This is a genomic window from Stenotrophomonas sp. YJH_SMC_82 (assembly GCF_059368875.1).
In genome coordinates this window covers 282749-304657 of record NZ_JCAFSE010000004.1, presented here as the reverse complement: position 1 = coordinate 304657, position 21909 = coordinate 282749, and the positions used below count along the sequence as shown (strand labels likewise).

The 21909-nt window shown below is 67.9% G+C and carries 14 protein-coding genes and 1 pseudogene; 4 read left to right on the top strand and 11 right to left on the bottom strand.

What is annotated here, in order from left to right:
- Positions 1-104: 104 nt before the first annotated feature.
- From ettA to AC5P53_RS16650, 3 genes are all read left to right on the top strand, one after another.
- Positions 105-1769, top strand: coding sequence for an energy-dependent translational throttle protein EttA (gene ettA / locus AC5P53_RS16660; protein ID WP_005415249.1), 1665 nt, complete (start codon positions 105-107; stop codon positions 1767-1769).
- Positions 1770-1861: 92 nt separating this feature from the next.
- On the top strand, positions 1862-3178 hold the full coding sequence (locus AC5P53_RS16655) for an NCS2 family permease (protein WP_032962452.1): 1317 nt from the start codon (positions 1862-1864) through the stop codon (positions 3176-3178).
- Positions 3179-3317: 139 nt separating this feature from the next.
- On the top strand, positions 3318-4322 hold the full coding sequence (locus AC5P53_RS16650; RefSeq protein ID WP_241887271.1) for a DUF4434 domain-containing protein: 1005 nt from the start codon (positions 3318-3320) through the stop codon (positions 4320-4322).
- On the opposite strand, the gene AC5P53_RS16645 is transcribed toward AC5P53_RS16650, so the two are convergent.
- From AC5P53_RS16645 to AC5P53_RS16610, 8 genes and pseudogenes are all read right to left on the bottom strand, one after another.
- Positions 4316-7150 carry an NfrA family protein gene (locus AC5P53_RS16645; protein WP_241887270.1) on the bottom strand — a complete coding sequence of 945 codons (2835 nt, stop codon included), beginning with the start codon at positions 7148-7150 and terminating at the stop codon, positions 4316-4318. The genes AC5P53_RS16650 and AC5P53_RS16645 overlap by 7 nt on opposite strands.
- A complete protein-coding gene (locus AC5P53_RS16640; RefSeq protein WP_241887269.1) occupies positions 7147-9294 on the bottom strand; it encodes a glycosyl transferase family protein in 2148 nt (715 codons plus the stop codon). The genes AC5P53_RS16645 and AC5P53_RS16640 overlap by 4 nt, the downstream gene beginning before the upstream one ends.
- Before the next feature lie 6 nt (positions 9295-9300).
- Positions 9301-11502, bottom strand: a complete 2202-nt coding sequence (locus AC5P53_RS16635) for a cellulose biosynthesis cyclic di-GMP-binding regulatory protein BcsB (RefSeq protein WP_241887268.1) — start codon at positions 11500-11502, stop codon at positions 9301-9303.
- A pseudogene (wecB, locus tag AC5P53_RS16630) lies at positions 11499-12682 on the bottom strand (non-hydrolyzing UDP-N-acetylglucosamine 2-epimerase). Before wecB ends, AC5P53_RS16635 begins: the two are co-directional and overlap by 4 nt.
- Positions 12683-12948: 266 nt before the next feature.
- Positions 12949-13986 carry a fimbrial protein gene (locus AC5P53_RS16625; RefSeq protein ID WP_049442171.1) on the bottom strand — a complete coding sequence of 346 codons (1038 nt, stop codon included), beginning with the start codon at positions 13984-13986 and terminating at the stop codon, positions 12949-12951.
- A complete protein-coding gene (locus AC5P53_RS16620) occupies positions 13977-16541 on the bottom strand; it encodes a fimbria/pilus outer membrane usher protein (protein WP_049442170.1) in 2565 nt (854 codons plus the stop codon). Before AC5P53_RS16620 ends, AC5P53_RS16625 begins: the two co-directional genes overlap by 10 nt.
- A gap of 92 nt (positions 16542-16633) precedes the next feature.
- Positions 16634-17362, bottom strand: a complete 729-nt coding sequence (locus AC5P53_RS16615; protein WP_014645904.1) for a fimbrial biogenesis chaperone — start codon at positions 17360-17362, stop codon at positions 16634-16636.
- Positions 17363-17447: 85 nt separating this feature from the next.
- Positions 17448-17987 carry a fimbrial protein gene (locus tag AC5P53_RS16610; protein WP_014645903.1) on the bottom strand — a complete coding sequence of 180 codons (540 nt, stop codon included), beginning with the start codon at positions 17985-17987 and terminating at the stop codon, positions 17448-17450.
- 459 nt (positions 17988-18446) lie between these two features.
- Between AC5P53_RS16610 and AC5P53_RS16605 the strand changes: the two genes are divergently transcribed.
- Positions 18447-18812, top strand: a complete 366-nt coding sequence (locus AC5P53_RS16605; protein WP_014645902.1) for a hypothetical protein — start codon at positions 18447-18449, stop codon at positions 18810-18812.
- 16 nt (positions 18813-18828) lie between these two features.
- Here the strand turns inward: AC5P53_RS16605 and pncB are convergent, their stop codons facing one another.
- The 3 genes from pncB to AC5P53_RS16590 form a co-directional block, all read right to left on the bottom strand.
- Positions 18829-20010: a nicotinate phosphoribosyltransferase gene (pncB, locus tag AC5P53_RS16600; RefSeq protein ID WP_014645901.1), complete on the bottom strand. Its 1182-nt coding sequence runs from the start codon at positions 20008-20010 to the stop codon at positions 18829-18831.
- A 101-nt stretch (positions 20011-20111) separates the two neighbouring features.
- On the bottom strand, positions 20112-20951 hold the full coding sequence (locus AC5P53_RS16595; protein WP_032962463.1) for a glycosyltransferase family 2 protein: 840 nt from the start codon (positions 20949-20951) through the stop codon (positions 20112-20114).
- Positions 20948-21799: a glycosyltransferase family 2 protein gene (locus AC5P53_RS16590; protein ID WP_046428748.1), complete on the bottom strand. Its 852-nt coding sequence runs from the start codon at positions 21797-21799 to the stop codon at positions 20948-20950. The genes AC5P53_RS16595 and AC5P53_RS16590 overlap by 4 nt, the downstream gene beginning before the upstream one ends.
- Positions 21800-21909: the final 110 nt, after the last annotated feature.

The window sequence follows — 21909 nt, the reverse complement described above, 5'->3', positions numbered from 1 at the left end:
GGTTCCGGCTATAATTGGCGGTATTCCATTCCAGTCTGTGCCCGCTGCCGCAACGGGATGTTCCCGTGACGGGTCGGGCGCAGGGCCGCGCCTACGGAGACCGCATGTCCTCGCAATACATCTACACCATGAACCGCGTGTCCAAGGTGGTCCCGCCCAAGCGGCAGATCATCAAGGACATTTCCCTGTCCTTCTTCCCGGGCGCGAAGATCGGCCTGCTGGGCCTGAACGGCGCCGGCAAGTCCACCGTGCTGAAGATCATGGCCGGCGTGGACACCGATTTCGAGGGTGAAGCCCGCCCGCAGCCCGGCATCAAGGTCGGTTACCTGGCGCAGGAACCGGAACTGGACCCGAACAAGACCGTGCGCGAGTCGGTCGAGGAAGGCGTGGGCGAAGTGCTGCAGGCCCAGGCCGCGCTGGAGGCGGTGTACGCCGCCTACGCCGAGGAAGGCGCCGACTTCGACGCGCTGGCCAAGGAACAGGAGCGCCTGGAGGCGATCCTGGCCGCCGGCGACGCGCATACCCTGGAAAACCAGCTGGACGTGGCTGCCGATGCGCTGCGCCTGCCGCCGTGGGATGCCAAGATCGCCAACCTGTCCGGCGGTGAAAAGCGCCGCGTCGCACTGTGCCGCCTGCTGCTGCAGAAGCCGGACATGCTGCTGCTCGACGAACCGACCAACCACCTCGACGCCGAGTCGGTGGAATGGCTGGAACAGTTCCTGGCGCGCTATACCGGCACCGTGGTGGCGGTCACCCACGATCGCTACTTCCTGGACAACGCCGCCGAGTGGATCCTGGAACTGGACCGCGGCCGCGGCATTCCGTGGAAGGGCAACTACACCGAATGGCTGGTGCAGAAGGATGAGCGCCTGAAGCAGGAAGAGAACCAGGAAAAGGCCCGCCAGAAGGCGATCCAGAAGGAACTGGAGTGGTCGCGCCAGAACGCCAAGGGCGGCCGCTCCAAGGGCAAGGCCCGTCTGGCCCGCCTGGAAGAGCTGCAGTCGCAGGATTACCAGAAGCGCAACGAGACCAACGAAATCTTCATCCCGCCGGGCGAGCGCCTGGGCAACATGGTGATGGAGTTCAAGAACGTCTCCAAGAAGTTCGGCGACCGCCTGCTGATCGACAACCTGTCGATGCTGATTCCGCCGGGCGCGATCGTCGGCATCATCGGCCCGAACGGCGCCGGCAAGTCGACGCTGTTCAAGATGATCACCGGCCAGGAGAAGCCGGATTCGGGCGAGATCGTGATCGGCCCGACCGTGCAGCTGTCCTACGTGGACCAGAGCCGCGACAAGCTGGAAGGCAACCACAACGTCTTCCAGGAAATCGCCGGTGGCCTGGACATCCTCAACATCAACGGCATCGAGATCCAGTCGCGCGCCTACATCGGCCGCTTCAACTTCAAGGGCCAGGACCAGCAGAAGATGGTCGGCTCGCTGTCCGGTGGTGAGCGTGGCCGCCTGCACATGGCCAAGACCCTGCTGCAGGGCGGCAACGTGCTGCTGCTCGACGAACCGTCCAACGACCTGGACATCGAAACGCTGCGTGCGCTGGAAGACGCGCTGCTGGAGTTCCCGGGCAACACCTTCGTGATCTCGCACGACCGCTGGTTCCTGGACCGCATCGCCACGCACATCATCGCTTTCGAAGGCGACTCGCACGTGGAGTTCTTCCAGGGCAACTACCGCGAGTACGAGGAAGACAAGAAGCGTCGCATGGGCGACGATGCCGCGCCGAAGCGCCTGCGCTTCAAGGCGCTGAAGTAAGAAAGGAAGAACGGCCGCGCTCTGCGCGGCCGTTCTGCATTCGGGTAGGTCACGACCGTTGGTCGTGACACCTTATTGTTGCGAGACGCCCCATGTCCCTGTTCGAACGCCTGTTCCAGCTGCAGCAGCACGGCACCACCGTGCGCACCGAGCTGCTGGCCGGTGTCACCACCTTCCTGACGATGTCCTACATCGTCTTCGTCAACCCGGAAATCCTCGGCACCACCGGCATGGATGCGGGTGCGGTGTTCGTGGCCACCTGCCTGGCCGCTGCGCTGGGTTCGGCGGTGATGGCGCTGGCGGCCAACTTCCCGGTCGGCATGGCACCGGGCATGGGCCTGAACGCGTTCTTCGCCTTCACCGTGGTCGGTGCCGCCGGCCTGCCGTGGCAGCAGGCACTGGGCGCGGTATTCATCTCCGGCCTGGTGTTCCTGGTGCTGTCGCTGACCGGTGTGCGGGCGTGGCTGGTGTCGGGCATTCCTTCGTCGCTGCGCTCGGCGATCGTGGCCGGCATCGGCCTGTTCCTGGCGATCATCGCGCTGCAGAAGTCCGGCGTGATCGTCGGCAATGAAGACACGCTGGTGGCGCTGGGCCCGTTGAATACGGCGCCGCCGCTGCTGGCACTGGCCGGCTTCCTGCTGATCGCGGTGCTGGAAGCGCGCCGTATCCGTGGCGCGATCCTGATCGGGATCCTGGCGGTGACCGGCGCGGGCTGGGCATTGGGCGACGTGCAGTACCAGGGCCTGGTCTCGCTGCCGCCGAGCCTGGCGCCGACCTTCCTGCAGCTGGACCTGCCGGGCCTGCTGCACCACAACGGTGGCGCGCCGATCGCCGTGTTGCTGCAGGTGGTGCTGGTGTTCGTGCTGGTGGAAGTGTTCGATGCCACCGGCACCCTGTATGGCGTGGTCGGTCGCGCCGGACTGCTGAAACTGCCGGGCGCGCAGAAGCGTTTCGGCCGCGCGCTGCTGGCCGACAGCACGGCGATCGTGGCCGGTTCGCTGCTGGGCACCAGCAGCACTACCGCGTTCGCTGAAAGCGCCTCGGGCGTGCAGGTGGGCGGCCGCACCGGCCTGACTGCACTGGTGGTGTCGGCACTGTTCCTGGCCGCACTGCTGTTCTCGCCGCTGGCGGCGATGGTGCCCGGCTATGCCACCGCACCGGCGCTGCTGTTCGTGGCCGGCCTGATGCTGCGCGAACTGGTGGACGTGGACTGGAGCGACCTGACCGAATCGGTGCCGGCCGCACTGTGTGCCCTGGCGATGCCGTTCACCTACTCCATCGCGAATGGCCTGGCGTTTGGCTTCATCGCGTATGCGGCGCTGAAGGCCGGCACCGGCCGCTGGCGCGAAGTGCATCCGGCGGTGTGGCTGGTGGCGGTGCTGTTCGCGCTGCGCTACGCGTTGGAATAATCGGGGCGCGATGCCGGCCAGCGGCCGGCACTACCGGATGGTGATTCATCTGCCACCCGGGGCACGATGCCGGCCAGCGGCCGGCACCACCCGGCGCGGGGTTCACCTCCCACCCACGGTGCTCTGGGATGATGCGGCCATGGTTCGGCCCGACCTTCCCACGGATCCGTCTTCGCCGTTGCGCCGCCGGTTGCTGCGCGCGGCAGTGCTGGCACCACTCGCCGCTACGCTCACCACCCTGCCCGGCTGTTCGCTGCCGGTGCAGGTGGATGGCACCTTCCTGCAGCCCTGGCGCAGCCATCTGCAGTGGGGGCCAGCCGACTGGCAACGTTCCTTGAAGCTTGCCCATGCGCTGGGCTGCCGGCAGCTGGTGCTGCAGTGGACCGGCATCGTCGGTGGCAGCGATGGCGACTGGTCGCTGCCGGACAGCAACCTGCAGCAGCTGTTCACCGCCGCCAGCGAGAACGACATCCGCATCCGCGTTGGCCTGCCCTTCCAGCAACGCTGGTGGCAGGCCATCGGCGCCGACGACGCCACGCTGCAGGCGTTCCTGGCCGACAGCCTGGCGCACGCGCGCAGCTGGTTGGCACAGGCGCCGTGGGCGCAGCAGCCCGCCTTCGGCGGCTGGTACCTGCCCTACGAACTGGAGCAGTTCCACTGGGCCGATCCGGCCCGCCAGCAATGGCTGGCGCAGTGGCTGCACGGGCTGGCGCAGGCCGCCAGCGCGCGCGGCGGTGACTGTGCGATCTCCTGCTACTTCAGCCGCCTGCAGACCGACGGCGACCTGGTCGCGCTGTGGCAGGCGGTGCTGGCACGGGCCGCGCTGCGGCCGATGGTGCAGGACGGCGTGGGGGTGGCCGGCGCCGGCAACGTGCAGCAGCTGCAACCGCTGCTCGGCCATTTCCGGGCACAGGGCATCGGGTTCGATGCGATCGTCGAACTGTTCCGCGAACTGCCCGGCAGCCCCGCCGACGGCAGCGCGTTCAAGGGCGAAACCGCAGATGCCGCGCGCATCCAGCGGCAGCTGGCGTGGGCGCACGACAGCGGTGCGCAGCACGTGCTGGTCTATGCACTGGAGCCGTGGCTGACCCAGGACACGCCGCAGGCCGCGGCGCTGCGACGACGTTGGGGCCTGCCTCAGTAGGAGAGGATGGCGGTGGCGAACAGGCCCTTGGCGCGCTGCGTATCACCGCCGCCGATCGCGAAGCGGTACTGCACGGTCAGGTCCAGGTAGGAACGCGGCGTGTTGTAGTGGTCTTCGCGGAACCAGTAGCGCACGCCCACGCCCGGCCCTGCGCCGAGTGACCAGCTACGCCGCGTATCGTTGAGTGCGAACGACTGCGCCGGGAACAGCGGGTAGCGGATGTCGCGCACGCGCGAGCGCTGGTCCAGCCAGTCCGCCCCCACCACCCCATACGGCGTGACCACCCAGTGGGTCTGCCCGGCACCAAAGCGGAAGCTGCGGCCGGCGCGCAGTTCACCGGCAGCGAACCACTGTTCGCGATGCAGGCGCCCGTTGGCATCGCCCACCCGGCGCACCGGCGTGCCATTGGCATCGAGTGCGTCGAGGGTGAAATGCGCGCTGTTGTCATCCCACGTGTAACCGCCCTGCGCGTAGCCACTGACCATCCACCACTGATTCACGTCGGTGCGCAGGTCGGTGCCGTGGTAATAGCCGTAGGTCAGGTAGGACATCCAGCCACCGGAACCGCTGGCCAGGCGGTAGCGGGCCAGTGTGCTGGCTTCCAGTGGCGGGTTGCGGGCCAGCTGCAGGCTGCATTGCACGGCCGCCGAAGCGGGGTAGACATCGCCCGTGCGGGTGGCGCTGCCGAGGAACTGGCGACGCTCGATGCCGGCGCTCAGGCCGGTCTGGCCGAAGGCGTAGCGCAGGCCGAACGAGGCGATGGTGGACGGCCAGCCGGTGGTGGAACGCGAGCGGCTGAGCCGTTCGGCGCGCGCGCGTGCATCGGGCGTCGATTCGCCGGTGCACGGGTCCACGGCGCGGATCGACTCGTAGGTGCCACCCTCGTCGTACAGGGTGTTGAGCAGCCGCGCGTAAAGCTCCAGCGTGCCGTGCTGGTCATTGAAAGCCGGCGGGCGCCAGAACGCTTCAAGCGTGCTGAACACCGAATCACCCGGCGTACTGATCGCCGCGCCGCCGACATTGGTCGCCGCCTGGCGCGCGCCACGGAAGCCGGCCGAGGCGATCACGCCCCACTCGCGCGAATAGTTGGCGATGGCATTGCGCATGTTGTAGCGCTGGTGCGCATCCAGTGGCAGCTCACCGGCATCGGCACGATCAATGGCCGTCCGCAGCAGGGTCACCGCCTGCGGGTGATCGCCGTTGGCCGCGCTGGCGTAGGCCTGGTCAAGCACCACGCCCTTTGGTGCCCTGCCGGTGGCCTCGGCGGCACGGAAGTCGGCCAGTGCGCGCGCCGGCTCGTGCGCCTTCTGGTTGAGGTAGCCGCGCTGCATCAGCGCCTCCGCATCGTCAGGGCGCTGTGCCAGCGCCGCATCCAGGCGCTGCCGTGCTTCGCCCTGCTGGCTGCGGTTGCCTGCCGCCAGCGTAGTGGTCAGCAGCCCCTGCAGGCTCGCGTCGTCCGGTGCGAGCTGCACGGCCTGCCGCGCCTCGCCGATGGCCTCGGCATAGTCCCGGCGCGCGTAGGCCGCGTAGGCACGCTGTGCGGCACCACCGTCGCCCTGCAGGTCGGCCGGCATCAACTCGCAACGGTTGCCGCTGTCGCCAGACTGGCAGTGCTGGAACGGCGCCGGATAGGTCTGCGCGCTCATGCGCGGACGCTCGCGACTGGAACGGACCGCCTTGGCGCGCTGCTCGATGCCCTGCTGCAGCAGCTGCTGCGCGCGTGCATCGCTGGCATCTGCTGGCAATGCCGCGCGCAGCGGCGCCAGCAGTGCACCCGCACGTGCGCGATCCCCAGCGGCCAGGGCCGCATCCACGGCCAGCAGGCGCACGTTGCGCTGCTGCATGGTTGACCCCGGCGCGGCGAGTGCGGCGTCGAAGTCTTCATTGGCCAGCAGGGTCTTGCCCTGGCGCTGGCGCAGATAACCGCGCATCACGCGGGCATTGAGATCCCCGCCGTCGGCCTGCAGTGCCTGGTCGGCACTGCGCTCGGCGTCGGCCAGCTGCCCCTGCTGCAGCTGCGCGGTAATCAGCAGCAACCGGTACGTCGCCACCTCCGGTGCCAGCTCGACAGCGGCACGTGCCTGCGCAACGGCCGCGGCATCATCCTGCGTGGACAGCGACCGGTACGCCTGCTGGGCCTGCAGCAGCGCGCGCTGTCGATCCAGCGCCACGCGCTGTGCGCGCAATGCCTCGACATTCGGCGCGCCCAGCTGCAGCGCGGTGGCAATGGCGGCGTCGGCCTGTTCGGGCTGCTGCTGTGCCTCCAGCGCGGCCACCCACAGGATCGCCCAGGCGCCCTGCGTTGGCTGCTGCCGGAAAGCCTGCTCGGCCTTGCTGGCTGCCTCTCCCATCCGCCCGGCGTCATAAGCGGCGTAGGCCTCGGTGGCCAGCGCGTAGGCCTGCTGCCTGGCGCGGTCTGCGCCGCTGCCAGCCACGCGCGGTGGGGAGGGTGCGCGCCCGCTCCTGGCATCCGGAGGCGTGCTGCGGGCAGCGGTGGCAGTGGCCAGCGCCGGCAACGCCGGATCCTTCAACCCCGCATCCAGTGCACGACGTGCCTGCTGCTGGGCCTCGGCACCCCGCCCCAGTTTCTGCAGCGCATAGATCTGCAACAGGCGCAGCCGCACCACGTCCGGGCGCAGCCGGATCGCTTCGGTGGACTGCCGGTAAGCCGCCGGGTAGTCACCGCGCTCATAGGCGGCAAACGCCTGCTCGGCGACGCGGTAGGCCGCACCGGACAACGGCAGTGCTGCATCGGCCTGGGCCAGCACCGGCGCGGCCGCCGTGGCCAGTGCCACGGCAATGACGGAGGACAGCAGCGTGGTCTTCATGCCGGCAAGGCTCCGGGAGGCGGCGACTGCAGCGCCGCCGCACGCCGGCGCTGTTCCTGCATGGCCTGGGCCACGGCGTCTTCGGTGGTGATGCCCTGCTTGACCAGGTAATCGCCGATGCGGCCGTCGCGCTGCGGCTTGTACGCGTCCAATGCGATCTCGAAGCGCGCGTGGTCGATCAGGCGCATCTCCACCAGCAGGTCGCCCAGCAGGGGCACGTTGTCCAGCTGCCAGTGCCGGTCGCCGCCGATCAGGCGCAGGCCTGCGTTGATTTCGCTTTCGCGGGCAATGCTCTGTTCGATGTGCTCGCTGCGGGTTTCCTGCTTCAGCAGTGCCAACGCTTCTTCGGGCAATGGGCTGGCCACGGCCAGCCGCAGGGTGCCCTGCTGGCGCGGTGGCAGCGGCAACATGCGCCATTGCACGCAGGCATCGGCACTGACCGGGAAGTGGCAGGCGCGCAGGTAGTCCACGTCGATCACCGCACGAGGCAGGTCGCCCTGGAAGGCGATCGCCTCGGCCAGCGTTTCATCATCCAGCCACCCCTGGGTGAGCAGGATGCGGCCCAGTGGCTGCTGCCGGCCGTCCTGCTGCTGCTCCAGTGCCTGCTGCAGGCGCTCCGGCTCCACCGCCTGCCAGGTGGTCAACAGTTCGCCGAGCTGCTTGCGCGTCTGCACCAGCTGCGCCGCGTCCGGGAAGTCGTGCATGGTCTTGTCCCAGACCATGCGCTTGCCGAACAGCAGGTAGGCCAGGAACACCTTCCACGCGCGGGCGGTGGCCATGAAGTTGATCATGTTGCCGACCACCATCCGCGGGATCGACATCAAGGCATGCTCCCAGCCGTACAGCCGGTTGACGAAATAGAAGCGCTGCACGACGCGGGTGGCCAGCGCTGCGGTGGTCAGCAGCGCGACGTTCATCTGCCAGGTACCGGCCTGGAACACGCTGGGAAACTGCATCGTCCACACCCCGGACATCTTCAGCAGCCAGAACAGCAGCAGCTGCAGGAAGATGAGGTAGGCAATGATGCTGACGAACGAGGTGATGATGCCCTTGCGGTCGCGCGCCAGCAGGTACTTGGTGGCCAGCGAGCCGCGCCAGCCCAGCGACTCCCAGCTCTGCAGGCCGATGCCCAGCACCCAGCGCGCCTTCTGCCGGTACGAGGCACGGAAGTTGTCGGGGAAGTACTCGCGCACGCACAGCGCCATCTGCTGGGTGCGCTCGCGCACCGGCCCCCAGCCGAACCAGGACGGGCGACGCACGCGGAACTGCACCGGGAAGCGGGCGAAGATCGACTGCATGCCCATCGCCGCCAGCCGCGCACCGACGTCATAGTCCTCGGTGAGGCTGTCGGTGTTGAAGGGCTGGTTGTCGGTCTGCGCGCTCAGCGCCAGCAGCGCGCGCCGCGAGAAGCAGGTACCGACGCCCGCCGATGGCACCATGCCGGAAACACTTTCACGCACGACCAGATCCTTGGCGTGCCATTCGGCGAATTCGTCCATGTAGACACCGGCAACCAGCTCATACCACTCGCGGTCCAGCGAGGTGACCGGCAGCTGGATCATGTCCTTGCGCGGCAGCAGATAGTTGTAGAAGCGCAGTTCCATCGGATGCAGCACGTCCTCGCTATCGTGCAGGATCACCCCGGCGAACTCGATGTCGTGGCGCTTCTCGTAGTCGAAGATCGCCAGGATCAGCCAGTTCAGGCAGTCGGCCTTGCTGGTCGGCCCGTCGTGCGGCACTTCCACGCGGCGCAGGCGCTTGTAGCGGCGACGCATGCGCTCGACCTCATCGATGGTCTGCTGGTCGTTGGGATAGGTGCCGACGAACACGACGTACTCGCGGTAATCGAGCACGTTGATCATGTTCTCCACCATCTGCGCGATGACGTCGTACTCCATCCACGCCGGCACCATGATCGCCAGCGGCTGCTGCGGGCGCTGCAGCAGGTCGTCCTGGGTCAGCGGCCGGTAGGCATCGCGGCGCTTGATCGTGAGCGCGCGCCAGCTCTCGCGTACCCAGTACCAGACATCGATGAACAGGTCATCGAGGCTGGAGATCAGGATCAGCACGGCCACCGCCGCCGCCGTGGTTTCCAGGGCGGCGTAGTAGTTGGCCAGCTGGATGTTCCAGAACAGACCGTCCACGGTGGATCAGTGCCCTGTGTTGGCGGACTTGCGGCGACGCACCTGGGTGACGCGGGCGGCCAGCAGCGCGAACACGATCACGCCGACCAGCAGCAGCAGCCAGACCATGTGCCGTTCCCACTTCGATTGCGGGTTGCCGTCCTGCGCGATACGCGTGCCGTAGGGATCCTGGCGGTCGAATTCGCGCACGGCATCACTGCCGTCGAGCACGGCGAGATCGCCCCGCAGCAAACGGAATGGGGCGCCGAACGGCGGTGACTGCGCACCGAGGTCGCTGTAAACAACGCCCAGCTGGCCACCGGACGACCCCACCTGCACCACCGCGGCACGATCCAGCCCGCTCACATCCAACAGCGGTTGCGGCTTGCCGCCGATCAGCAGGTGGCCATCCTTCAGGCCGGCCACATCGACACCGGATGGCGCCACGCCGAACGCCAGCCACGGCGCGCCCGGGCTGACCACGGCACCGGCTTCGACCACCTTCAGTTCCGATGCCTCCGGCGATGCGCCCACTGCGCTGGTCACCGCGATGACCTTGCCCAGCGAGGCCGGCGCATCCTGCAGCCAGGTGCCGGGCACGAACACCTGGTTGCCGCGCGACAGCTGGCTGCTGGCACCCACGAAGTCACTGCCCAGCGAACGCTTGGCCAAGGTCAGGTGGCTGCTGGGCAGGATCGAGACCGGATAGCCCGTGGCCGGATCGTGGCAGTAGGGACGCGCCGGCTGGCGCAGGAAGCTGACACGGATCTCGTTGCGTGCCGACAGCGCGTAGGCCGGCACCTTGGCCACCAGCCGTTGCGGCTGGCCGTTGGCCGACAGCACCTTGCCACCCAACAGGTAATCGTTGAGGTAGATCGTGGCGACCGCGCCCTGCCCGGCCGCGTTGGGGGCCGCCGAGACATCGATCACCACCTGCTCGGGCAGGCGGCCATCGGCCGACAGTGCGCCGAGGTCGAAGCTGGCGCTGCGGTCGGCGCGGGTCACCACATCCATGGTGCCAGCGATGTTGCCGAGCCGGCTCAGCAGTACCTGGTCACCATCCAGTCTGGGCGTGCCCGCTGCGCTGACCTGCAGGCTGCGGCCCAGTGCATAGCTGCGCCACTGCTCGGCGAGCAGCCCGGCGACCTTGCCCGCCGCCGCCGGGTCGACCACCAGCGTCGGACGCCCGGCCACGGCCACCACGCTGACCGACGCGTTGGCGGCGGGCTTTTCCAGGCCGCCCATGTCGGTACCGCGCCACGCGGCGAACGCGGTGCCCGCATCGGCCCCCGCCGCGCCGACCTGTACGGCCAGCGCATCCAGCGCCGCACGCACGCCGGCGCGCAGTGCATCGCTGCCGATCATCACATCGGCGGCCAACGGCCCGCTGTCGCGCAATGACAGCAGCGCGCCGACTTCGGCCAGATCCCTGATCGCATGCGCGCGCTCACCCGTGGCCAGCGCGGCGTAGGCCGGCACGCCCTGCAGGCTGGCCGGGATGCTGATACCGGCCAGGTCAACGCTGTCACCGACCTTGGGCAGGGCCACCACCTGCACCTGTTTGCCCCCGGCCTGCAACGCGGTACCGATGCGCCAGGCCGCATCGTAGGCCGTTGCCTGCAGCGCCTTGCCATCCACCAGCAGGCGCACCCGCGGTGGCAGCGCCCCCCACGCCTTGGCAACGGTATCCACGGCGCGGCCGTCGAAGCGGTAGCTGAAACGCGAGTCCGGCGACAGCCGCAGCACATTGGCCGGCGCGCTCTGGTCGGCGCACTGGTAATCGGACACGATCGACCACCAGCCGACGCCGACCCGTACGAAGCCGCTCTGGCGGGGTTCGCCATCGATGGCCAGCAGCTGGCTGGCATCGCCCTGGGCATCGGTGATCGAACGCGCCGCGATCGGGTCGCCATCGACCGACCACAGGCCCGAGGTGCGCCCGGCGTGGCCGCGCACGTAGCGCCCATCCAGCTGCAGCTGCGCGTCGCGGGTGGCCACACCGGCCGGCACCGGCAGGTAGACCTCGCGCTGGCTCTCCTGCCCGCTCAGCACCAGTGGCTGGCGGAAACCGAGTTCGCGCAGGGTCATCTGCCGGTTCACCGTGCTGTCGCTGCTCCATTCGGTGAACTGGCCGGCGACGCTGTCGGCGGCATGGGCACTGCCAACCACGCCCGACAGGACGAACGCAGTGGCGGATGCAAACAGGGAAGAGCGGCCGGTCTGGGTCATGGCGTCACTTCGCGTGGATGGGGTGGACGGCGCCGCTGCTGCGGACGCCGGGCGAGAATTCGGGAAGGGGCGCACCGCGCAGGGCGGCGACGATGCGGGCGCTGGCGCGGCCATCCCCGTACGGGCTGGCATCGGGGTCGAAGCGGGCCGGCTGCGGGGGGCGTGCCAACACCGCGTTGACCGCATCGACGATGCGCGAGGGCGTGGTGCCGACCAGCGTGACCACACCGGCTTCGACCGCCTCCGGCCGTTCGGTGACATCGCGCATCACCAGCACCGGTTTGGCCAGCGCCGGGGCTTCTTCCTGCACGCCACCGGAGTCGGTGAGGATGACGTCGGCGCGCTGCATCAGGCGCACGAAGCGCAGGTAATCCTGCGGCGGCACCAGGTGCACGTTGTCGAGGTTGCCGAGGTGGGCATTGACCGGGCCCTGCACGTTCGGGTTGAGGTGCACCGGGTACAGCACCTGCAGGTCCGGCCGCCGTGCCAGCTCGGCCAGCGCACGGCAGATGTCCTCGAAGCCCTGGCCGAAACTCTCGCGGCGATGGCCGGTGACCAGCAGCAGCCGGCGGCCGGGGTCGAGCATATGGAAGGGTTGGTCGGCCTGCGCACGCAGTGCCGGATCGGCATCCAGCCGCTGCACGGTCTGCTGCAGGGCATCGATGACGGTGTTGCCGGTGACCAGGATCTGCCCGCCCAGGTGCTCACGGGCCAGGTTGGCGCGCGAGCCGGGAGTGGGTGCATACAACTGATGGCCGACCACATCGATCACCCGCCGGTTCATCTCCTCCGGCCACGGCCGGTGGATGTCGCCGGTGCGCAGGCCGGCCTCGACATGGCCGATCGGGATGCGGTGATGGAACGCGGCCAGGGCCGCGGTCATCGCCGTGGTGGTATCGCCATGCACCAGCACGTAGTCGGGGCGGGCCTGCGTGTAGAGCGCGTCAAGCCGTTCGAACAGCCTGGAACACAGGCCATTGAGGGTCTGGTTGGGCACCATGACATCGAGGTCATGGTCGGCGGTGATCTCGAACAGCGCCATCACCTGGTCGAGCATCGCCCGGTGCTGCCCGGTGATGCAGACCACCGATTCGATATCCGCAGCGTGTGCCAGGGCGCGCACCAGCGGCCCCATCTTGATGGCTTCCGGTCGCGTGCCGAACACCGACAGGACCTTCACCGGAGCGCTCCCGAAAGCCGGCGCGGAAGGGGGCAAGCAGCAGTAGCCACGTCTGGATCCTTTCGGCGTTGCCGTCCAGCACCCGCAGGCAGGAGACGGTCACCTCATGAGGAAACTCCAAATTCGCGACATACATCACACTAAGGCGTCTGTATGCGCGTCGTGGCATCGATCTTCATCGTTGCAGGATCAAGACGCAGTCAACGCCGCCCGTGAGCCGGGCGACGTTGCGGCGGAACGCAGCAGGGGCAGCCGCCGGGGCGGCCTTACTCGTACTGGATGGTGAACGTGGCCTGGCCGTTTGCGACACCCGCGCCCACCGTACCGGCCTGGGTCTGCACGTAGCGCGCGCGCAGCGGCAGCGCCATGACGCTGGTACCCGGCGCGGTGGTGCCAACGCTGATGGTCTGGCCGAAGCGCACTTCACGCTCGGTGCTGCCATCGCGCTGGACCATCTGGATGCCGATGCGGGTGGCACTGTTGCTGGCCGCGCTCAGCTTCAGCACGCCCGGCATGTTCGAGCTGTCCTGGTCGGCATCGAGGCGGATGCCGATCTTGCTCTGGTAGGCGGCAACGTTGCTGCCCTGGCAGTTCAGGCGGATCTCGAAGTCGCGATCAACGGCCTTGGAGCCGACACCAGTGAAGGTGGTGTTGGGCACACTGCCGAAATCGACGGCAATGTTGCGGCTGCCGGCCTGCACTTCACAGGTCGGGCTGACCACGGTGGTGCCCGAGCCCTTGAACGTCGAGGTCAGTACCGGGCGCCCGGGGCCATCGCCGTCGAAGTAGTAGTTGGTGAAGCGGCCGTTCGGCGCGATCACGCCCGAACCGGTCTGCGCAGCGGTCTTGATCAGCTGGATGCGGAACTGGCCACCGATGAGGCTGACCACGGAACCGCCACCGAAGTTGATCGAGTGCGGGTAGTAGGTCTGGATCGCACCCGAATCGCGGTACAGGCGGATGCCGACGCCTGCCACATCGGTTTCATAGACGTTCGAGAAGCCGGCCACGGGGCGCTTCTGCGCTGCGTTGACGTACTCACCGATCGAACGACCGCCGGTCCAGGAATCGCAGCGGGCAACGCTGTTCTGCTGGGTGATCGGTTCACTGATTTCCTTGATCACACCGCCGACCGGGGTACTGGGCAGGATCACGATCTGGCCCATGTCCATGGTCACGTCCTGGGCGATGAACCAGCTGTTCTGGATGCGGCAGGCGGCGCTGGCCTGCTGCGCCAGCAGCACGCCGCCCAGTACGGCCAGCGCGGCCAGCGCCTTGCGGCCACGGGAAGAAATCATCGGCATGCTGCCTCCAGCGGGATGAAGCCGGTCTTGGACGCATCGGCGCCCGCCGGTACCTGGTAATCAATGGTGCAGCGCTGGTCGGCACCGGCGCCCCACTCGACCTGCAACTGGCCCTGGTTCTTCTCGCTGCGCACGTACAGGCGGCCGCCCTGGCTGACCATGCCGACCGGCTGGCCCTGTTCGTCCTTGACCTGCGCACCGAACGGCATGCTGCGGCCATCGGCGTTGCGCACCTGGATCAGCAGCGCGTTGCCCTTGCGGGTGTCGAAGCGCAGGTAGCTGATGGCACCGGCGAACGGCGCGATGGACTGGCTGGTGCTTTCCAGTTCGACGTCGTGGGCCATGCCCTGCGGATCGAGGGTGACGGTGTTGAGGCGGTACGGCGACACGTACGGCACCACGGCGTAGCCGCGGCCATCGACGCGCAGGCCCGGCGCGTTGCTGACGATCGCATCGCGCGCGCCCGGCGCTTCGACCAGCACCATGGTGTCGCCGCGCTGCGGGGTGAAGGTGAAGCCGCCCGGATGCACGACCACGCTGCCGTTGGCACCGACCGACGCCTGGCGGAAATCACGCGAGTGGCTGTAGGTGGCGTTCAACGCCGAGTAGCGGCTGCGGTACTCGGCATTGCCGACCGCAGTGGTGCCACCCTCGCGGGAATCGGACAGGGCCACGCCGTAGCTGAAGTTGTTGTCGACGCCGGCCGAACCGGTGATGCCGACGCGGCTGTTGTCGTAGCCACCGCGGTCGCGCGCGCCAAGGTCGGCGCTGAACGACACCGGGTGGGTGCCCCGGCCCAGCGGCACGCTCATCGACAGCAGGTACTGGGTATCGGAACGGCCGAGCACGCCTTCTTCGGTGCGCAGCGCCGAGAAGCCGTAGTTCACCGAGCGCCAGGCGTTGTTGTAGCCCACCTGGTACTGCTTGGAGGTGCCGGAACGGTCGTAGAAGTCACGCACCGAGCCGGTCACGTACAGCGCACCGCCACGTCGGCCCAGCGGCTGGTTCAGCGTTACCTGGAACTGGCTGCGCTGACGGCCACGGGTGGTCGGGTCGATGCCGCGCTTGTCCGAATCACGGCCATACAGCGCGTCCTGCAGGCTGTAGAAGCCTTCAGTGGAGTAGCGGTAGGCGGCCAGGGTCAGGTTGGTCCCGGTCTCGCCGATCATGTTGCTGTAGCTCAGCCGCACACTGGCGCCGGTATGGCTGCCGTAGTGGTCGAACGAGGTCCGTGCATGGGTGACGTCGGCAGCGAAGGCACCGACGCGCGTGGACAGGCCGACACCGTACAGCAGCGACAGGTAGCCTTCGCTCAGCGCGCTGCCGCCGTACAGGGTCAACTGGTTGCCGATGCCACGCTGGTAGGTACCCTGCGCCAGCCACGGCTCATCGGCCAGCAGCTTGTTGCGCACCTGGCCGGCGGTCAGCGAGTAGCGCGACACGCCTTCGCGCAGCATCTGCGGCACAGAACCGAACGGCACCTTGAATTCGCGGCGGCGGCCGTCGGCCTCGATCACGCTCACTTCCAGGTCGCCGCCGTAGCCGGTCGGGTACAGGTCGTCGATGACGAAGCTGCCCGGCGATACGGTGGAGGAGTAGATCAGCTGCTGGTTCTGGCGCACTTCGATGCGCGCGTTGGTTTCGGCAATACCGCGCACGACCGGCGCGTAACCGCGCAGCGAATCGGGCAGCATGCGGTCGTCGCTGGCCAGGCTGGCACCCCGGTAGCCGATCGAATCGAACAGCTCGCCCGTGGTGTAGGCCTCACCAATGGTGAGCATGCCGCGCACCTGCGGGATGCCGCGCTGCGCATAGGTGGCAATGCTCTGCCAGTGGCGGCCGTTGCCTTCGGACCAGGTCAGGTTGGAATCGTGGCGGAACTGCCAGCCTCCCAGGTTCAGGCCGGCGTTGAGGCCGAGGTAGGCGCTGCGATTGCGCTGCCCCCCTTCAACACGGCTGTCGCTGTCGATGGCGTTGAAGCTGTAGCCGACGAAGCCAGCGTTGATGCCGCGGTCCCACAGCGACGGATTGACGTAGCCGCGCGCCTCGCGGCGCAGGAACACCTGCGGGATGCTGAGGTCGTAGCGCAGGTTGCCGCTGTCATAGATGCCATAGGCATTGGCCATGCGCCGCTGTACCGGCACGCAGCTGGTCGTGTCGGTCGGCAGCGTCGGGTCCTGCTGCAGCAGCACGGCCTCGCTGTCCACACCCATTTCTTCCAGCATCGGCAGCGGCAGGCAGGCGTCGACGCGGCCCTGCTCATCGGCCTTGAACTGCAGATCGCGACGGCCCTGCCAGCCACCGTTGACGTAGACGTCGACACGGTAGGTGCCAGCCACCATCGGGTTGCCATTGGTGAAGGAGGCCAGGTCGACCTGCTTGGCCTGGCCGGAGAGGAAGCTGGAGTTGAACTGGGCCGACTCGGGTGCACGCGCATTGGCCGCACCGCTCTGCGCCATCAGCGCCTGTTCGCCGAGATTGGCCGGCGCAGCCAGCGCCCATCCTGGGCAGGCCACGCCAGCAACCAGCAGGCAGATCGCCTGGTGGATCGACAATGTCAATCTGTTTCCGATCACACTGACATTCCTTCAATTCGCCGCACGGCGGCGGTGGCGGGATGCGCAGGCCCATGGCCGGCGCGGCGCGTTCAGCCCCCGGTACTGCCGAGGCGGACCGTGTGCTCCACCCGACCGCCGTAATCGTTGATGGTGATGAAGCGCACCTGGTCGGAGCCCGCCGGTGCGGTGAACTCCAGGCTCTGCTTCGGCGCGACCATGGCGCCCTTGTCCTCGACGGTCTTCTCGCTGCTGCCGGTCACGGCATGCACTTCGGCCAGCGTAACGTGGAAGGGGCTGGGGTTTTCCACCCGCAGGCGATCGCCCGTGCGGGTCCAGCGCAACGCTGCCGGCGCGTCGTTGGCGACGCCCTTCAGGCCCTGCGGCCGGTAGAACAGTTTCAGGCGCGAACGGAACGCGACCTGCAGGTAATTCTGGTCGCCGCTGTCGGCGTTGTCGGGCGACGGCGGCACATCCAGCACGTTGAGCCAGAACACCGACTCACGATCGGTCGGCAGCTGCGCACCGGAGAAGATCACGCGCAGCGCCTGGCTGCGGCCCGGCTCGACACGCGCGATCGGCGGCGTCAGTACAAACGGGGCGTCGCTGTTGTCGGCGGTCTGGTTGGCGTCGCCGCTGTCGATCCAGGCCTGGACCAGCGCCGGCGAATCGCCCACGTTGTCGACCTGCACGGTCACTTCGCGCGCCTGCGCCGGATAGATCACTCGCGTGCCGTTGACCACCACGCCGGCCAGAGCGTTCTGGCAGAAGGGCAGCGTGAACGCTGCCAGCAGCAGCGCCCGGGGAAAGATTGCTTTCATCGGAAGTACTACGCTCGAGGGGTGTGGCCAGGGGCCGCGAAGCACTGGCCGGCGCGTACGCCGGCCAATGCGGGTACGACGACGATCAGTTGTAGATGATCGTGTACTTGACGCTGCTGGTGACGTCGCCCGGGGTGGCGGCGGCAGTGGCGTAGTACTCAGCGTAGTAGTTCAGATCGGCCGAGCCGTCGGTGCCGACGGTGACCCACTGCGAGTTGGTCTGCGCCAGGCCAGCGCCAGCAGCCTTGATCGGCAGGAACTGGTTGTTCGAGCCCAGCAGCTGCAGCTGCACGTTGGTGGCAGCGTTGGCCGAGGCCTGGTTGACCAGGCGGCCGCTGTTGAAGTCGACGGTCGAACCCGGCTCGAAGTAGGTGGCGACGTTGCCGGCGCTGCACTTGGTCAGGTTGATGGCGAACGGGGTACGGCCCGCAACGGCACCGGCGGTGGCCAGGGTGTTCTTGGACACGGTCGGCAGGGTCACGGCGAAGTCCTTGCCGCCCGGGGTCGAGATGGTGCAGGTCTTGTCGGTCACCTTGCCATTGAAGGTGATGGTGCCGTCGGCGGCGTTGGCGGCCAGCGGAGCGGCGGCCAGCATCAGAGCGGCAATGAGGTTCATCTTGTGCATTCGCTTTTACCTAACCCTACTGAAGAGATGAGAAGTAGAGGAGGAAGCAAGGAGCACTGCCGGGCTAACAAGACCCATCCTTGCGTCTCACCTGTGGCCGGACTCGGACATACCTCTCCCTGAATCCGTGACGCAAGTATAGGCACAACTGTGATGAAAGTCTCATTATTTTTCTGAACGCCAATTCATTGACGCATTAAATGTGACGTGCTAGGCGAAATCACAGCCTCGGGGTGCGGGGGATTTGACGCGGGGCCCGGTCACGCTACAAACGACTGGAGATGTCGCATTGCGCGACGCGTTCGGCACGCGCGGAAACAGGCATTTTTCAGGGGGAATTTGGCTTCTTTGATGCGCATCACTCTTTCTTGGTGATGGCCCTAGCAGATTCGGAATCGTCCTATTAAAGGTTGATCGATCCTGTCGCTAACTAGGACACACCGAACCAGAGAACGTGTCATGAGGAACTCCATTCTGCTGTGCGTGGCCCTGATGTCCGTCAGTGCGCTGGCCCAGGCCAGCAGCGGCAGCATCCGTTTCAGCGGCCGTATCGCCGAGCCGGGCTGCACGACGAACCTGTCCCAGGGTGAGCTGAGCCTGGCGGCCTGCCCACCGTCGGCCAAGGGCTCGACGGTGGCCGTGACGGCACTGGCCGATGGCCAGGCGGCGACGCTGCGTGACGGCAAGCGCCAGGGCCAGAAGCTGTCGGTGTCGGCCAGCGCGATGCGCGCCGGCGATATCGCCTTCTCCGAGCGATACAGCGTGCAGGCTTCGAAGCAGCAGCCGCTGCAGGGCGCCTACCTGGTGGTCGTCGACTACCTGTAAGCCCTGCAGGCCGGTATTACTCCGGCTGCGGCAATTCGAACACCTGGCGCAGGTAGGCCAGGTAACCCGGGTCGTCGCACATGCTCTTGCCCGGCGAATCGCTGAGCTTGGCCACCGGCTGGCCGTTGCAGCGGACCATCTTGATGACGATGTTGAGCGGCGTCGGGCCGAGGTCATTGGTCAGGTGGGTGCCAACGCCGAACGCGACCTGGCAGCGACCGCGGAAGTAGTCGTACAGCCGCATCACCTTGGCGATGTCGAGCCCATCGCTGAACACCAGCACCTTGCTGCGCGGATCGACCCGGCGCTGCTGGAAATGCGCCAGCATGCGGTCGCCCCAGTCGAACGGATCGCCGGAGTCATGGCGCACACCGTCGAACAGCTTGCAGAAATACATGTCGAAGTCGCGCAGGAACGCGTCCAGGCCGACCACGTCGGACAGCGCGATGCCAAGATCGCCGCGGTACTCGCGCGCCCACGATTCCAGTGCTGCCACCTGCGAATCACGCAGGCGCGGGCCGAGCGCCTGGAACGCCTGCAGGTACTCGTGGGCCATGGTGCCGTGCGGGGTCATGCCATACAGGCGCGCGAAGTGGACGTTGCTGGTACCGACCAGCTGCGGGCCGAGCGCGTCGCGCAGCAGCGGCAGCAGGCGGGCATGCCAGTCACGCGAGTAGCGGCGGCGGCTGCCGTAGTCGGCGATGCGGCAGTGCTCGAAACCGGGGGTATCGCGCAGCAGCGCGGCCTTGGCCTGCAGGCGGCGCTCGCCTTCGGCGAAGTCGGCCGTGGTGGTGTTGCGGAACCAGACTTCGTTGATGATCGCCAGCAGCGGCACTTCGAACAGGATGGTGTGCAGCCACGGGCCGGTGATGTCCAGCTCGATCTCGCCGGGCACGGCCGTCGACGCACGCAGCTGGATGTACTTGCGGTCCAGATGGAACAGGCCGAGGAAATCGGCGAAGTCCGGCTTCACGAAGCGCAGGCCACGCATGTAGTCCAGTTCCGCGTCGCTGAAACGCAGGCTGCACAGGTGGTCGATTTCCTCATCGATCTGGGCGATGTAGCTTGCCAGGTCGATGCCGGGGGTGCGGCACTTGAACCGGTACTGCACCTGGGCGCCGGGGTGCTGGTGGAGCACCGCCTGCATCATGGTGAACTTGTACAGGTCGGTGTCGAGCAGGGACTGGATGATAGGCATGGGGCGGATTATGCGCCCGGCGGAGTGAACCGTGGGCGCGGCGAGTGGAGCCACACCATGCGTGGATGCCCCTATCCATGCAGCCGAGCGTGGGCTCGGCTCTACAACGACCTGCGCAGCAGGCGCGGCACCAGCATCAGCGCATGCACCCAGATCGCAGCCCATACCGCCGCGCGCACCGGCAGCGAACGCTGCCTGGCCTCGAACTTCTGGAAGTAGCGCCACAGCCCCCTGTGCTTGTGCCATTCCACGAAGAACGGCCGCGAGCGGCTGGAGACACCGCGCACATGGGTAACCTGCAGGTCGTTGGCGATCGCTACCACCGCGCCGGCTTCGCGCGCGCGCCGGCACAGGTCCAGGTCCTCGGCGTGCAGGCGATAGCCCGCGTCCCAGCCACCGATACGGTCGAACAGCGCGCGCGGCATCATCAGCAGTGCGCCGGACAGTGCCGGCACCCGCTGCAGTGCCTGGTGCGGCTCACGCGGAACCGCCAGCTTCGAGCCCTTGCCGGGCGAACGCAGCATCCTCAGGAAATCCGGGTCGCGGCGGCGCACCGCCTCGTCGGCATGGCCATGCTCGTCCACCTGTTCAACGCCCAGCAGGCAGTCGCCCAGCGCTTCGGCGCGGGAGCGCAGTTCGGCCAGCGTGTCCGGCTCGACCATCAGGTCCGGGTTGATGAAGGCCAGCCACGGGCTGTGCGAGTCGGCCACGCCCTGGTTGTTGGCGGCGGCGAAGCCGGGATTGTCCGGGTTGCCGACGAAGCGCACGCGTGGATCGTGGCTGGCATGCCGCTGCACGATGTCCAGGGTGCCATCCAGCGAACCATTGTCGATCACCCGGATCTCGGCCACATCCTGCGCCTGGCGCAGGCGCGAGAGGCAGGCATCGATGGTGCTGCCACTCTGGTAAGTGACGACGATGGCGGCGATGGCAACATTCAAACGGGTGGCTCCGGCACTGACGGGACGAACAGGTCGCCCTGTTCCTTCGGCATTATCGCCTGCCGCATGCGCTGCTGCAGGTCGGCGCGCAGCCCGTGCAGCGGGTCGTGCATCAGGAAATCGGCCAGCCGCGGTACCCAGGCCGGCCAGCGCGCGGCCAGGGCCTCCAGATCGCCATCGCGGCTGACCGCCTCCCCTGCCCGGCTGACGAAGGCGGTCTCGCACAGCACGTTGCGCCAGCCAAGGCCTGCCATGCGCAGGCTGAGGTCGACCAGTGCCGCGTTCCAGCCAGCGTAGCTGTCCACGTCCAGGCCGCCGGCGCGACGGCGCGCGTTGCCGCGCACCAGCACCGCGTGGGTGACCGCCGATGGCAGCTCCGGGTGCAGCGTCGGCAGCGTCGCGCAGGTGTGCGCCAGCAGGACCGGGTCCTGCGGCTCGGGATTGATCTCGCCCAGCCGTGGCCACGCGGCGGTCTCGCCGGCATTGCACCAGGGGGTTGCGGTGGCGATCGCGGCATCGCGGGCGAAGGCATCCTGCAACTGCTGCAACCAGCCGGGTGATGGCACGCTGTCCGGCGCCAGCACGGCCACGTCCAGGCCATCGCAGGCGCGCAGCATCTCGTCCAGATGGGCGACTTCGCCCAGTGGCCGCGCGCGCCGGGTGTACTCGGCCTGCAGCGGCGTATGCGCCAGCCAGTGTTCCACCACCGCCTGCGCGCGTGGCCCGGTCTGTGCGTCATCGGCCAACCAGACCGCGGTCCCTGGCGCCGTGCCGGCATCCAGCGCGGCCAGGCAGCGGTCGAGTGCGGCATCGTCCACGCACAGCGGCAACAACACGATCGCCCCCATCCCGCCTCCGTGGTTGTCGGTGGCCACAGCGTAGCACCGGGAGGGTATCGGCCGGGTTGCACCCGGCACCCGCGGAGGCTGGAGCTGGAGCCGAAGCCGAAGCAACAGCA

What these genes read in the sequence shown, in the direction of transcription:
- ettA (WP_005415249.1), top strand. Translation starts at nt 105, where the DNA reads ATGTCCTCGCAATACATCTACACCATGAACCGCGTGTCCAAGGTGGTC.
- AC5P53_RS16655 (WP_032962452.1), top strand. Translation starts at nt 1,862, where the DNA reads ATGTCCCTGTTCGAACGCCTGTTCCAGCTGCAGCAGCACGGCACCACC.
- AC5P53_RS16650 (WP_241887271.1), top strand. Translation starts at nt 3,318, where the DNA reads ATGGTTCGGCCCGACCTTCCCACGGATCCGTCTTCGCCGTTGCGCCGC.
- AC5P53_RS16645 (WP_241887270.1), bottom strand. Translation starts at nt 7,150, where the DNA reads ATGAAGACCACGCTGCTGTCCTCCGTCATTGCCGTGGCACTGGCCACG.
- AC5P53_RS16635 (WP_241887268.1), bottom strand. Translation starts at nt 11,502, where the DNA reads ATGACCCAGACCGGCCGCTCTTCCCTGTTTGCATCCGCCACTGCGTTC.
- AC5P53_RS16625 (WP_049442171.1), bottom strand. Translation starts at nt 13,986, where the DNA reads ATGCCGATGATTTCTTCCCGTGGCCGCAAGGCGCTGGCCGCGCTGGCC.
- AC5P53_RS16615 (WP_014645904.1), bottom strand. Translation starts at nt 17,362, where the DNA reads ATGAAAGCAATCTTTCCCCGGGCGCTGCTGCTGGCAGCGTTCACGCTG.
- AC5P53_RS16610 (WP_014645903.1), bottom strand. Translation starts at nt 17,987, where the DNA reads ATGCACAAGATGAACCTCATTGCCGCTCTGATGCTGGCCGCCGCTCCG.
- AC5P53_RS16605 (WP_014645902.1), top strand. Translation starts at nt 18,447, where the DNA reads ATGAGGAACTCCATTCTGCTGTGCGTGGCCCTGATGTCCGTCAGTGCG.
- pncB (WP_014645901.1), bottom strand. Translation starts at nt 20,010, where the DNA reads ATGCCTATCATCCAGTCCCTGCTCGACACCGACCTGTACAAGTTCACC.
- AC5P53_RS16590 (WP_046428748.1), bottom strand. Translation starts at nt 21,799, where the DNA reads ATGGGGGCGATCGTGTTGTTGCCGCTGTGCGTGGACGATGCCGCACTC.